We start from the raw sequence: 13,136 nt of genomic DNA on the forward strand, positions 1-13,136 counted from the left end.
ATCGCCAACGACACCTGGCTCCACACCCGAGCCGCCGCCCTCAACCTCCGCCGACTGATCAACCTCGGACTCACCCGCACCGGCAGCACCTGGACAATCAACCCAGCCACCACATAGACCAAGGGGCCACCCGGCCTACGGCCGGACAGCCCCTCAACAAGATCTTCATGAGTCTTCTAGGGGCGGAGGTAAGGCCGGGTCATGATCTCCATGTTGTGGCCGTCCGGGTCGTCGAAGTACGCGCCGTGACCGCCGAACAGACGGTTGATCTGACCGGGTTCGGTGTGGCTGGGATCGGCGTAGTAGGTGACCCCAACCGCTTCCAGACGGGCGATCATGTTGTTGAACTTTTCGTCAGGCACGAGGAACGCGTAGTGCTGCGACTGGATCGGCTCGCCACGCTTCTCGTAGTAGTCGAGCGTCACCCCGTTGCCGAGGTCGACGGGAAGGAACGGCCCGAATGGAGCACCGACCTGCAGCCCCAATATCGCGGCGATGAACTCGGCCGACAGCTGCCGGTCTGTGGCGTAGACGGCGGTGTGGTTCAGCTGGACAGCGGTCGCCGTCCGTTCGGATTCGTGCAGGTAGTTCTTGTCGTTCGGCATGTGTGCGGTGTGTCTCCGGGTCTTGGGATCCGCTGGGATGGGCGCCACATACGGGCGCCAGGCAGGAAGACGCGGAAAAGGGGCGGGGCTCTTGCCCGCCTCGCCATCACGCCGAGGCCGGGAAACTCACTCGTGCATGGCTCATGGCCGACCCGGCAGTCACCTGACGGACCTTAGTCGTCACCACGGGCTGAGGCAATGACTGCAGTGTCAGTCCCGAAGATCGCCAAGCCAGCGCAGGGCGTTGAGACCCGGCAGGAAGCAGTACTCGCCGCCGCGGGTGACGACGAACCGCGGCAGTGGGGACAGACGTCGTCGGACCGGCCGCCGGGGAATGGTGTAGCCGGTCACGCCGTCGTGGGATCCCGTGACGGGGTCGCCGGCGTTGCCCCCGCCGAAGAAGACGCTGTCGTTCATCCATTCGGACTGGACAAATTCGAACTGGCGCCCGAGGTGGGCCCCGATGAACGCGAACATCAGGCCGCGGTCGGCCCCGTCGTCTTCCAGCACTCCTTCAGGCAGCGCCGGACCGTAGGCGGCGCCGCGTCGGATCATGCGGTGGAGTCGCACTTCGCCCGCCACCGACGCGTCGCGGGGGTTGGCCCGCCGGATGTGGCAGCCGCTGGGCGTGGTGAAGCCCACCGGATCGTCCTGCTCGTACAGGAAGGTGTTGCGGCGCTGTGGGTCGGCTCCGAGAGCGGGGTGGTCGTGCTGCGGACTGAGCGCCAGTGGTGCACCGCTGCGCCAGCGTCCCATGATCTTGGCTGCCAGCAGTTCCTCGTCCTCGGGGCCGGTGGCGTTGTCCCGCAGATAGCACCGGAAGAGGGCGACCCGCTGGTGGAGTTTACGGAATACCGCGTAGCTGCCGTTGCGTCCCAGTACCTCCGGCTGCAGCGTGCGGATGCCGCCGATCTCGTCGCGGTAGCCGAGCACGAACTCGCCGGCCTTCAAAGGCACCTCCAGCCGGTTCGACCCGGCGAAGCCGCTGCCCTCGACGGCAGGGTGGCTGATGCCGTCGCGGTAGCCGAAATGCTCGGTTTCAGTGGGCAGCGCGTAGCAGTCCTGCCGCCAGATCGCGGTCACCCCGGGGAGCCGGTCGTAAGCGGCGCGGGCTCGATCGAGGGCCCCCGCCAACCGTGTGGCATCAGGCGCGACCGCCGTGAGCACGACATGGACATCCGGCGTGCCCAGCGGCGCTTCCCAGTGCTCGGGGGCGCTCTGGTCGACATCACCCAGCACCTTGGCGCGGGCTGCCATCCCCTGGCGGAACTCCCAGGCGAACGTGTCCATCGATGCGCGCGGCACACCCAGCGCCTTCAGCCCGTGACAGGTGACCGCGATACTCACCCACGTCTCCCCCAGGGGGCTGGCCGAGTCGGCGGCGGACGTCACCACCGCACTCGCGCGCCGCATCAGCTCCCGTCCATGCGCCCGGTCATCGATACGGAACACCAGATAGGTAGCCGCGTAGGGCGTAGGACGAGGGGTGAGGACCCCGCGCTGAATATCGTCGAGCTCCAGAGCGGCTCGCCCGTTCGTGCTCACACTCGCGCCTCCTTGCGTCACTACTTCGTGACGAGGTTCCGCCAGAAATTCCGCAGGCTCTCGTCGCCGCCGAACAGCGAACTGAAAATCGTGGAGTCCGCCAGCAGCACATCGCCGGCCCGCTCACCGCTCGGGGGCATCCACAGGAACATGTTGAACTCGGTGTTGCCTGCCTCGATGAACGGATGGGGCCTGGAGATGTCGATCGGCTGCCGCGCCAGCAGCTGAATGGCGTCCGGCTCGTCGCTCGTCACGGCGTAATGCGGAAGGTGCTGGTGGAAGTTGAAGTTCGTCACCCCGTCCAGCCAGCCCCTCGTATCCGCATCCCGGACCGCGGAGAACGGGGCGATTCGGTTCGGCCCTTGCACGGCGGGACGAAGTCCGTAGCGGTTCTCGACGGGTACCCCGAGCCCCTGCATCAAGCCCCGGACATAGGTGGCGAACCGTTGCTGGCGGGGAACCAGAAGATCGCCGTGATGGCAGTATTCGATCTCCCGCACCGTCAGATCGTCCGATGCCCCGACGTCATGGTGAGGTCCCAGGACCAGACGGGTGTCCTCACGTTCAAGGAATGCGCCCAGTGCCTCGATCTCACCGGGTTCGGGCTCTTGTCCTGTGATCATGTGATCCAGCCCGAACACGAACAAGGTGTCGGTGTCCGCCAGTACCCGCTCGTCGAGCGGGGTATGGAAACCGGCCTGGTCGATGCGTTGGTATACGGGGACGGGATGTCCGGTGGTCTCCTCGACGAACTGCTGGAACGGCACCCAGGCCCAGAAGAACAACTCCAATGAACCGGCGATGCCTTGCTGGAACCGCGACTGCTCGGACCACTTCGGGTCCTCGTAGGCGGGCCAGGTCACCCGTCGTACCTCGGTCATGGTGGAGAACCGGTTGTCCAGCTCGGCAGGGTTCCTTCCCGCCTCCGCCGGATAGCTCCACGAGACGTAGACGCTCACCCGTCGCCGACCAGGGGTGTATTCACGCGGGATGTGGTTCTGATTGTAGGTACGTGCGGTCGTAACCTCGTTCATCTCGTCTCCGATCCACAGTGGGACGAGCGTGCTGCAGCCGCTCTCACTGCAGTTGGTCGAGCATCTCCGACAGCGCGCTCTTGATCCGCAGAGCTTTTTTGATCTCGTCGGCTGTGACGAACGGATATTCGCCGTACTCGATGAAGCTCGGACAGTGGTGTTCACGCACGAACCTGACGAACGCCTCGGGGTTGGTCTTCCAGTCCTCGGGAAACCCTTCGAGGTTCTCGAAGGCCGTGCTCACCCCCGCCTTGCTGAAGAGGGCGACGGCGTCCTCGGTGTACTTGTCGAAGTCGGTGTCGAAGATCCCCTGATACATGAAACGAGTGTCGTCGTCGAAGAGAACCCAGCGCAGGTAGTGCAGCTTCAGCGGCGCCAGAAGATACGGATCCCGCTCCAGCGCCTCGGCCAGGTTTTTGCCGTGCTCACGGATTGCCTCGGCTCGGCCCGGCTTTACCCTCGCGACGATGGTGAACCCGTAACACGCCGGTGTCTTCGGAAATACGGGGCCGTACTTCCCTTGCTCGAGATGGCCCGTTTCCTTGGGGATGACAGCCGCCTGTGGCTTGATCTCCATATCTGCTCCTTCCCGCCACCTACCGGCCGGGAACAACTCCTGCTCATCTTGCCACGCAGCCACTCCATCCGCCTGATGAGCAGCACCGTCGCGATCAGGAGCCTCGGGTGCGGGCAAACCCGTCGGCAGCCTGGCCGGAGCGGGCCGCGGGGGGAGGTCAAGGGCAGTTGCCGGACAGGTGCAGCCGGACGGAAGCCGGAGGCTTCGCGGATCTGCGTACGGTGTTCCTCGGCCGACCGGGACGACAGGTCGTACTTTGCGAGCTCAGCCGCCGGCAGCTTCACGAGGACGGCACGGCGACAGCGGCCGGGGCGGACCGGCCGTCAGGAACAGCGTGGTCCACTCCGCGTGTGGGCCATGGGCCTATTCGATCGTGATCGCTTGTACGGGGCACGCGCGGGCCGCCTCTTTGACGAGGGGGCCGGCGGCGTCCTCGTGGTCCGGCAGCAGTTTGCTGAAACCGTCGTCGTCCTGGGTGAAGACGTTCGGCGCGACAAGCACGCACTGTCCGGCGCCGATGCACACATCCGTATCGATACTGATCCGCATCGCAACAGGGTCCTTTCCGTTCGGATTTCGATCACCATGCCACGGGCAGTTCAAGCATGCCTTGGACAGTGTCACCCGGTTTGAACGGGATATCGTCGGCGGGTACCGCCAGCCGTAGTCCCGGAAGACGGTCGAAGAGCGTGCGCAGCGCGATCTCCATTTCGGCCCGTGCCAGATTCTGACCGAGGCACTGATGGACACCGAAGCCGAACGCGACATGGTTGTGTGAATTCCGCCCAAGGTCCAGTTCGTCCGGCGACGGATATGCGGCCTCGTCCCGGTTGATCACGGACGTGGACAGGATGACGCCGTCTCCGGCCCGGATTGTCACCCCGCCCACCTCGATGTCCTGCGTAGCCACCCGAGACATTCCATCGGCGATGGAGAGGAAGCGGAGCAGTTCCTCGACGGCAGTGGGCATCAAGTCCGTGGAGGCGCGCACCCGGGCCAACTGGTCGGGATGCTGCAGCAGAGTGAAGGTACCGAGGGAGATCATGTTCGCCGTCGTCTCGTGACCGGCCACGAGCAGGATTTCGGCCAGTCGGACCAGTTCGTCGTGGTCGACGGCCCCGGTGTCCAGCTGTTGGGCGATGAGCTCGTCGAGCAATCCTTCGCCGGGGTCGGACCGTTTGCGTTGGATCAGGGCTCGGAAGTAGTCGTCGAGTGCGTCCCGCGCGGCCTCGACATCGCTGGCTGCGGGACCGCGCAGCAGCCTGCGCGACTGCGACTCGAAGAACTCGTGGTCGGCGTAGGGCACACCGAGCAGCGCGCAAATGACCATGGACGGAACGGGCAGTGCGAAGGCACTGACCAGATCGGTCGGTGGGCCCTGCTCGATGATCCCGTCCAGCAGTCTGTCCACGGTCTCCTGGATCCGCGGCCGCAGGGCCGCTGTGCGCTTGACCGTAAAGCTCGGAATCAGCATCCGTCGTTGAACGTTGTGCTCGGGGTCGTCGAGACCGAGCAGTTCGATGCGTCGCGAAGCGGTCGCTGCCGCCCGCTCGGTGAGCACAGGAAACGCCGGGTTCTCCCGGTCGGCCGACAGCCGAGGGTCGACCAGCAACGCCCGCGCCTCCGCATGCCCGGTCACGAGCCACACGGTGCGGCCGTCGAAGAGCCGGGCGGGTGACACCGGCTGTGGTCCCCGACGCGCAGGCCGGTACCCAGTCGGCGGGTGGTAGGGGCAGGTTCGGTCCTGCGGAAAGGAAATGGTCTCAATGTCTGCCATGGCGGACCTCGCATACAGAGTGGGGGGACTCCTGCCGGCCTCTCCCCATTTGGATGCCTCAGGCACCCAAATGGTCCAGTGAGTGTTCTGTCAACTCGCTGTGGACCGTTGATTCCGGCTGCTGCCTTGGCCGGGCGCTGAGAGCCATCTGGGTGACGCGCCCGGATTTCCGTACGTAGTTGGGCACGCGTCGCATAAGGAATGCGTGCCTGTGGACCCATGAATCAGGACTGCACCGAGAACGGGCGACAAGGTCGGCCATGTTCTGCACGTGCGGTGCTGACTCACGTCCGTCCTCCATGCTACGGAATCCGATTTCGGGTGCCACGCCGAGATTCACGAGAAGGGAGGGTGCCCGACCATCTGCTGAATGGAAGGACGGGGCTCCGTCCCCTGCACACGGCGAGAGAGCAGATGGCTCTTGAGACAGCCTGTCTGCCGCACCGAGACGCGGCAGGGGCGGTTCTCACGGCGGTCGGTCGCACCGTCGTCGGGCAGCAGGGCGAGCACCGGCGGATGTCGGACGCTGGTAGCGCGGATCAGGAACGGAGCCCCCTCAGCGGCGATGTCTGCGAGCAGTTCGTTGCTGTCGAACGCGCGGTTCGCCAGGAGGAGCATGTCCGAGGTCGGGTGGCCGACCAGGTCGTGGGCGTCGTCGGTCTCGCCCTTGGTGACGGGACCGAAGACAGCTCCGATCAGGCCGCGGGTGCCGGTTTCGCACAGGGTCATGAGCATCAGCCGGGGGCCCGGGATCGTTGCGGCGTTCGACGCGGCCACCGATATGACCAGGTGCGAAGTTGAGATACGGTTCTGACAGCAGCAGGGCAGGCACGAGCCTTCCGGTGATCGCTCAGCTGAGAGAGCTTCGTGATCACCGCGGCTCGTGCCTGCCCTTCATCCGGCGGGTCGCCTTCTGACCGCCGGTGCGCGCCTACTGCCGGGCACTCTGAGGCTTAGAAGATGAGCCTCCAGCTGTCGATGTAGCCCGAGTCGCCGCGGTAAACGTCGCGGACCTGGAGCCGCCAGGTGCCGTTGGCGACCTGGCTGGAGGCGTCCACCGTGTAGGTTTCGAGCACGTTGTCGGCCGAGTCGGACAAGTTGCTCTTCTTCAGCGGGTACAGCGTGCCGTCGGGGGCGACCAGGTCGATGACCAGGTCACCGCGCCAGGTGTGCTTGATGTCCACGCCCACCTTGAGGTCGCTCGGCGCCTGGCCCGAGATCGTGGTGACGTCGATGTCCGAGAAGGCCGCGGGGCCCGCGGCGCCCATGTCCGGGATCGGCACGTCGGTGGTGTTCTCGACGATACCCCTGGCGACGTGCCAGGTGAAGGTCGCCGTGTTGAGGCCGTGCATGGAGCCTCGGACGGTGACGGTGACGTTGCTGGTGCCCGGCGTGGTGGGGGTGCCGGAGATGACGCCGGTGGTGTGGTTGATGGTCAGGCCGGCGGGGAGGCCGCTGGCGAAGTAGGTGAGGGCGCCGGGGTTGAAGCCGGTGGCCTTGATCTGGAGGCTGGCGGCGGTGTCGACCGCGCTGGTCTGGGCGTCGGGGGTGGTCAGCAGGATGCCACCGATGACGCGGGGGCCGACGTTGATGGCGGCCCAGGCGTTGGCGGTGTTGATGTAGGTGTCGCTGCCCAGCCCGTACAGGTCGGCGGCGGCCTGGAGGGTGGCGGTGCGGGCGGCGGCGTAGTTGGTGGAGGAGGTCATGTAGGTGGTGAGGGCCTTGTACCAGATCTTGGCGGCGGCGTCCCGGCCGATCGCGGTGACCGGCAGGCCGTCGGAGGTCGGGGAGTCGTAATCCACGCCGTTGACGGTCTTGACGCCGCTGCCCTCGGAGGCCAGGTAGAACCAGTGGTTGGCCGGGCCGGAGGAGTAGTGGACGTCGATGGAGCCGAGACCGGAGTACCAGGCGTCGGCGGACTTTCCGTCCTTGGAGGGCTTGTCCATGTAGCGCAGCGGGGTGCCGTTGCCGCGGATGTCGATCTTCTCGCCGACGAGGTAGTCGCCGACGTCGGAAGCGTTGTCGGCCCAGAACTCCACGGCGGCGGCCATGATGTCGGAGGTGGCCTCGTTGAGGCCGCCGGACTCGCCGCTGTAGATCAGGCCGGCGGTGTTGGAGGTGACGCCGTGGGTCATCTCGTGGGCGCCGACGTCGATGGAGGTGAGCGGCTTGGTGTTGCCGGCGCCGTCGCCGTAGGTCATGCAGAAGCAGGAGTCGGACCAGAAGGCGTTGACGTAGGCGTTGCCGTAGTGGACGCGGGAGTAGGCGCCGACACCGTCGTTCTTGATGCCGTTGCGGCCGTGGACGTCCTTGTAGTAGTCCCAGGTGAGTTGGGCGCCGTAGGCGGCGTCCACGCCGGCGGTCTGCCGGTTGTTGGTGGTGCCGTCGCCCCAGATGTCGTCCGCGTCGGTGAACAGCGTGCCAGTGCCGGAGCCGCCGCCGTTGAGGTCGTAGGTCTTGTGGCCGCCGCGGGTGCCGTCGGTCATCGAGTAGCTGCCGTCGACCGGTGTGGTGCCGATGGTGACCTGGCCGGAGTACTCGCTGTTGCCGACGCCGGTCTCGATGCCCTGGAACTCGAACAGCTTCTTGCCGGTCTTGGCGTCGGTGATGACGTGCAGCTCGGAGGGGGTGCCGTCGGCCTGGGTGCCGCCGACCACCGTCTCCCAGGCCAGGGCCGGGGTGCCGGACGCGGCCCAGACGACCTTGCGGGCGCTGCCGGTCGTCGCCTTCGCGACGCCCTTGGCCTTGGCGCGGCCCAGCGCAAGGGCCTTCGCGGAGCCGGCGCTCTTGGCGGCAGTGGTGGAGGCGACGGTGATGGTCGCGTTGGTGGCCTTGGTGACGCCCTCGGCGGAGCCGTTCGCGGCGGTGTGGACGACCAGGTCGCCGCCCAGGACCGGCAGTCCGGCGAAGGTCCGCTCGTAGCGGGTGTGCAGGCTGCCGTCCGCGTCCTTCAGGACGGACTTGACGATCAGCGCCTCCTGCGACTTCAGCTGCAGCGACCTGGCAGTCGCCGCCCGGGAGGCGTTCGCCGCGGCCAGCAACTCGCCACGCTGCGACGGAGACAACTTCACCGGCAGTGCGCCGGCGCGGGCCTTGGCCGGGGCCTGGCTCATGGTGTCGGCGGTGGCGACACTGGACGGCAGCGCGGCCGCGATCATCGCGGCGCCGGCTATCAACGCGCTCGCGGCGACGGCCTTTCGGGGAAATCGGGTCACACGGAACTCCTTCTGCGGCGGCCGGGTAGGTACGGCGGGAGTCAGCCGGGCAGGCGGGGGTGTTGCCGCCCGGTGGAGCTGGAGGTGCGAGTGGGTCGGACGGTGTCCGACGTGATCGCCGCATCGTGTGGTGCGCGTGCGTTTGTAGAAGTGTTCTGCGACGACTGGGGAGAAGCGTGCCAGCCTTGACGGAGACCCGTCAGGTACGCATCGCCAACTTGACCGAAATCAGTCGTTGATTGATCTGTGGTGATCGTTGGACTGCCCTGCAGTAAACGTCACTTGATCCCTTGGTGGTCGGGCGCCGTCCCAGCGGTAGGGATGGGTGGCGCGCCGGATGACACCATAGGGAGAGTGACGATCGTGGCGGACAGGTAGAGGCACAGGTCAACTACCTGGCTGCGCTTCTCGTTACAGCGTCGGAGCTTGCCGAAGCGGTTCATCCATGCGTGACTGCGGACGACCACCCATCTCTTGTCGGGCTGGACCGGAGCGGGCACGCCCTTGCGGGCGATCTCGCCGGTGGAGCCGAGTTCTGATCAGCGCCAGTGTGAGCGACAGTGTCGCGTGCAACACCTTTGGCGTTGACTGTGATGGGGCGGTCGTCGGAACTACCGAAGAGTAGGCAGCAGTCACCCGGCTCGGCACGAACGGCCTGAACCTGACGGTGAGCGCATGTTCAAGTGGTGCGGCACAGAGCATGGTCGATGAGGCTGCGCAGTGTGTCTTCCTGACGGGCCGCGGTCTGCGGGTCCGCGGAGCGGCTGTGCGCGGAGACGGTGATAGTGCGCCGGCCGACCGTGGTGGTCGCGACACGGATGACATATCCGAAGCCGCTTCCTCCGTGCCCGAGGTAACCGCCGCCGCAGGACAGGGGTGTGAAGAACAGACCCAGGCCGTCCCGGGTGCCTGCCGGGTGACCGCTGTCCTGCGGCACCGGGACTGTGGTCTGCATGGCAGCGAGCTCGGCGGGCCTCAGCAGCTGTCCGTTGACCAGGGCGGTGAAGAAGCGGTTGAGATCGCGGGCCGTGCCGGTCATCGAGCCGTCGGCCCCGCTGTCGAAGGGACGATAGGGGATTGTGGTGTCGACCATCGGGCCGTCCACGGTGAACTGCTGGTAGTTGGCTGTGTGCGGATGCGGCAGGAAGGGCCAAGTGCCGGGAGTGTCGGTGTGCTCCAGGCCGAGTGGGCGCAGGATGCGGTTGTGGACTTGCTGTTCCCAGGTGCGGCCTGTGATCTTCTCGATGATCATTCCGGCCAGGACATAGTTGGTGTTGGAGTACGCCCAGTTGGTGCCTGCTGGGAAGGCAGGCTCATGGCGCATCGCCAGGGCCACCAGCTCTTTGGGCGTGTAGGCACGCCACCGGTTCGCGAAATAGGTCTGGGCACTGGGGTCGGGGAAGACGTCGTAGATGTAGTCGGGCAGGCCGCTGGTGTGCTGCAGCAGGTCGCGGACGGTGATGGTCCGGCCGTCGTTTCCGGCTCCGGACACGACCCCGGGCAGCAGTTGCTCCACCGTCTGGTCAAGGGAGATCCGCTTTTCGCCCACCAGTTGCAGTACGACGGTGGCGACGAACGTCTTGGTGGTACTGCCCAGCCGCAGATAGCCGTCCTTCGAGACCGGGCGGCGAGTGACCAGATCCCCCACCCCGGAGCGGGCCGTGACTGTCCCGCGCGGTGTTTCCAGACGGACCGTCACTCCGGTGACCCCGGCATCGTGCAGCGCGTTGGCGTCACGCTGCACAGACCACCCCATGCCGGAAGGGTGCGGCGCGGCCGAAGCCGCAGCGGACGGCAGAGACGACACAGCCAGCGCCAGCACAGCAGCTGAAAGTAAATGACGAGAGATCATGGCCCGAGGCTAGAAACCGCAATGGCCACCCGCCATCCGGGATACGCCCCTTCTCGAACGGGTGGCAGCCGGATGGACAATCGTGTCAGGCGCGTGGCGCATCCACTGATCCCCGTACCCGACCATGCCCCTGAACAGTGGAAGAGGTTCGGACACAGCTTCTGGCTCAGCCGCGTTGGTTCAAAGAACCTGCGCAGCATGAGCCGGGGCGGGCCCTGCTTCCAGGGCCCGCGGTGGGTTGTCAGTGGACGGTCGTAGGCTCTGTACTCCGTCGCCAATGAGCAAGGAGCCGTCATGAGCGCATGGGCCAACAGCATCGCCGCCAACACCGTCTTCGTCGAAGACCTGGCTGCCTCTAAGAAGTTCTATCTGGACGTCTTCGACGCCCCGATCCTTTTCGAGGACGAGCAGTCCGTCGCCTTCAGGTTCGGCAGGACGATCTTCAACCTGCTGCAGACGACGCACGTTCCGGAACTCATCGAGCCAGCGACCGCGGCCCCGCGCGAGGCTGGCGTGCGCATGGTCTTCACCGTCGAGGTGGACGACGTCGATGCGAAGTGCGCGGAGCTCGCCGCGGCCGGCATTGAGCTCGTCAACGGCCCGATGGATCGGAGCTGGGGTCCGCGCACCGCCAGCTTCCGAGACCTTGACGGTTACATGTGGGAGATCGCCCAGGGTCAGTGAGCCGCCGACGGGGCACGTCTGACCCGTCAAACAGTCCACTACGTCGGCCGGTCCTGGTCAGAACGTGACGTGAGAAGGGCCGCTGAGGCAAGAACACTCGCTTGACGACGCCATAGCCTCCGCCTGTGACCAACAGCCGCAGCCGGACCAGCAACCCTGGCCGCGACGAACTACCCCACCATCAAGCGCTCCTCGACAGTACGGACTGGTCTTCGCTCGCCACTCCGTCCGGGACGGGCGGCTTCCTGCCCGCGGCGCTGGCACGCCGGGTAGGCCTCGACGCGTCCGTGCAGCCGGCTGGGCTCGGGCAGGGGCGTGGTTTGCTACCGGCGTCGGACTGGGCTTGAGTCTCCAGTGGGGGGAGACGCGAAGGTGGGGGCATGGACGGCGACACGCTCTACTCGATCGGTGACCTGGCTCGGCGTACCGGTCTCACGGTCAAGACCATTCGGTTCTATTCCGACCGTGGGATCGTGCCGCCGATCGACCGTAGCCCGGCGGGCTACCGCCTCTATGGCATCGATGCCGTCGCGCGCCTGGACTTCGTACGAACCCTGCGTGACCTGGGACTGGACCTTTCCACGATTCGGAAGGTAGTGGACCGGGAGCTGTTGCTCCCGCAGGTTGCGGCGGCGCATGCCGAGGCCCTCGCAGTGCAGATCAAGACCTTGCGCCTGCGCCGTGCGGTACTGACAGCGGTGGCCAGACGCGAGTCCACCCTTGAGGAGATGGAACTCATGCACAAGCTGGCCCGACTGTCCGATGACGAACGCCGTTACCTCATCGGTGATTTCCTCGACGCTGTCTTCGCCGACCTGCACGACAGACCCGAGTTGGCAGCCGTCATTCGCTCGATGACGCCGGAACTGCCCGACAATCCCGAAGTGGAGCAGGTCCAGGCGTGGGTGGAGCTGGCCGAGCTGTCCCAGGATGCGGACTTCCGCGCCGGCATGCGGGGGATGGCCGAGGACCACATGGCAGAGCGTACGAAGGAGGGAGCCGTGCCACCGGGCCGCGACGTTGCGGCAGTGGTCCGTGACCAGGTTGCTCCCGCCCTTGCAGACGGCACCGACCCGGCCTCTCCCCGGGCGGATCCGGTCATTGCGGCGATCACGGCGCACTATGCGTACGTCGTTGCCGGCAACGACGACGTCGAGCTCCGGCGTCGCCTGCTGTCCTGGCTGGGAACTGCGAACGACCCGCGTCGAGACAGGTACTTCCAGCTGGTTGCTGTGATCAACGGCTGGACCGCCCCGCACAGCCTGACGCCGGCATTCGACTGGACCATTCAGGCCTTGCGTGCCCGGCTGTAGCAATGGCGAACGGCTCGTGAACCGCGATGGCCGGACGACTCGGACCACGCCGCGACCGCCTTGCCGCGACTTGCCCCATTCCGGAGGCGGTCCCGCTCCTTCGCCGATGGAACCGCGTCAATGGCCACGGACTCGCCGGCGTTCCGGACGCGGCGGTGCGGCGCCATCAACCAAACCCAGGACGCGGGCGAGTGGCGGGCCGGCCCACGCCGACCCGTGCCGGGCGCCCCGACTGCGCGGGCCCGTCGGCTGATCACCGGATTGCCACCGAACGTTGAGCGACTGAGGAGGCTTGAGGTCAGGGGCGACGACTGGGCAGTGGACCCGAACGTCGTACTGCAGCGCGAGAGGAGAGACGCAGGTCACAGGTATTCATGTCACATCCCGCCGAGCTGTGCCGTCGTAAGTGTGTCAGCACCGACAACGGCAGAGGAGATCACCATCCCTGATCTTGCGTGGGTATCCCCGGCTTCAGCCGGGGAGGGAAACGCATCCTTGGTCCGGAGGCGCGAAGCGCCAAAGTTCGCTGCGCCT

At 66.4% G+C, this 13,136-nt stretch carries 11 protein-coding genes and 1 pseudogene; 2 read left to right on the top strand and 10 right to left on the bottom strand.

The window, feature by feature from the left end:
- Positions 1-176: 176 nt before the first annotated feature.
- From ACNPQM_RS41590 to ACNPQM_RS41635, 10 genes and pseudogenes are all read right to left on the bottom strand, one after another.
- On the bottom strand, positions 177-605 hold the full coding sequence (locus ACNPQM_RS41590) for a VOC family protein (protein WP_418088056.1): 429 nt from the start codon (positions 603-605) through the stop codon (positions 177-179).
- Positions 606-815: 210 nt separating this feature from the next.
- A complete protein-coding gene (locus ACNPQM_RS41595) occupies positions 816-2,150 on the bottom strand; it encodes a Dyp-type peroxidase (protein ID WP_418088057.1) in 1,335 nt (444 codons plus the stop codon).
- A 20-nt stretch (positions 2,151-2,170) separates the two neighbouring features.
- Positions 2,171-3,184 carry a hypothetical protein gene (locus ACNPQM_RS41600; protein ID WP_418088058.1) on the bottom strand — a complete coding sequence of 338 codons (1,014 nt, stop codon included), beginning with the start codon at positions 3,182-3,184 and terminating at the stop codon, positions 2,171-2,173.
- A 43-nt stretch (positions 3,185-3,227) separates the two neighbouring features.
- Positions 3,228-3,878 carry a hypothetical protein gene (locus ACNPQM_RS41605; RefSeq protein WP_418088059.1) on the bottom strand — a complete coding sequence of 217 codons (651 nt, stop codon included), beginning with the start codon at positions 3,876-3,878 and terminating at the stop codon, positions 3,228-3,230.
- 246 nt (positions 3,879-4,124) lie between these two features.
- Complete coding sequence (locus ACNPQM_RS41610; protein ID WP_358860950.1) at positions 4,125-4,310, bottom strand: ferredoxin; 186 nt, start codon at positions 4,308-4,310, stop codon at positions 4,125-4,127.
- A gap of 31 nt (positions 4,311-4,341) precedes the next feature.
- Positions 4,342-5,538 carry a cytochrome P450 gene (locus ACNPQM_RS41615; RefSeq protein WP_418088060.1) on the bottom strand — a complete coding sequence of 399 codons (1,197 nt, stop codon included), beginning with the start codon at positions 5,536-5,538 and terminating at the stop codon, positions 4,342-4,344.
- A gap of 336 nt (positions 5,539-5,874) precedes the next feature.
- Positions 5,875-6,267 carry a hypothetical protein gene (locus ACNPQM_RS41620; protein WP_418088061.1) on the bottom strand — a complete coding sequence of 131 codons (393 nt, stop codon included), beginning with the start codon at positions 6,265-6,267 and terminating at the stop codon, positions 5,875-5,877.
- A 224-nt stretch (positions 6,268-6,491) separates the two neighbouring features.
- Positions 6,492-8,696, bottom strand: a complete 2,205-nt coding sequence (locus tag ACNPQM_RS41625; RefSeq protein WP_418088065.1) for a M4 family metallopeptidase — start codon at positions 8,694-8,696, stop codon at positions 6,492-6,494.
- Positions 8,697-8,981: 285 nt separating this feature from the next.
- A pseudogene (locus tag ACNPQM_RS41630) lies at positions 8,982-9,289 on the bottom strand (hypothetical protein); the annotation flags it as partial.
- 143 nt (positions 9,290-9,432) lie between these two features.
- Positions 9,433-10,509, bottom strand: coding sequence for a serine hydrolase domain-containing protein (locus tag ACNPQM_RS41635; protein ID WP_418088062.1), 1,077 nt, complete (start codon positions 10,507-10,509; stop codon positions 9,433-9,435).
- Positions 10,510-10,899: 390 nt separating this feature from the next.
- Here ACNPQM_RS41635 and ACNPQM_RS41640 point away from each other — a divergent pair, with 390 nt between their 5' ends.
- Both ACNPQM_RS41640 and ACNPQM_RS41645 read left to right on the top strand, forming a co-directional pair.
- A complete protein-coding gene (locus ACNPQM_RS41640; protein WP_418088063.1) occupies positions 10,900-11,289 on the top strand; it encodes a VOC family protein in 390 nt (129 codons plus the stop codon).
- A gap of 380 nt (positions 11,290-11,669) precedes the next feature.
- The gene (locus ACNPQM_RS41645; RefSeq protein WP_418088064.1) at positions 11,670-12,602 is read left to right on the top strand and encodes a MerR family transcriptional regulator; all 933 of its coding nucleotides are present in this window, start codon (positions 11,670-11,672) and stop codon (positions 12,600-12,602) included.
- Positions 12,603-13,136: the final 534 nt, after the last annotated feature.

The organism is Streptomyces sp. NPDC056231 (assembly GCF_048270745.1).
Lineage (GTDB): Bacteria > Actinomycetota > Actinomycetes > Streptomycetales > Streptomycetaceae > Streptomyces.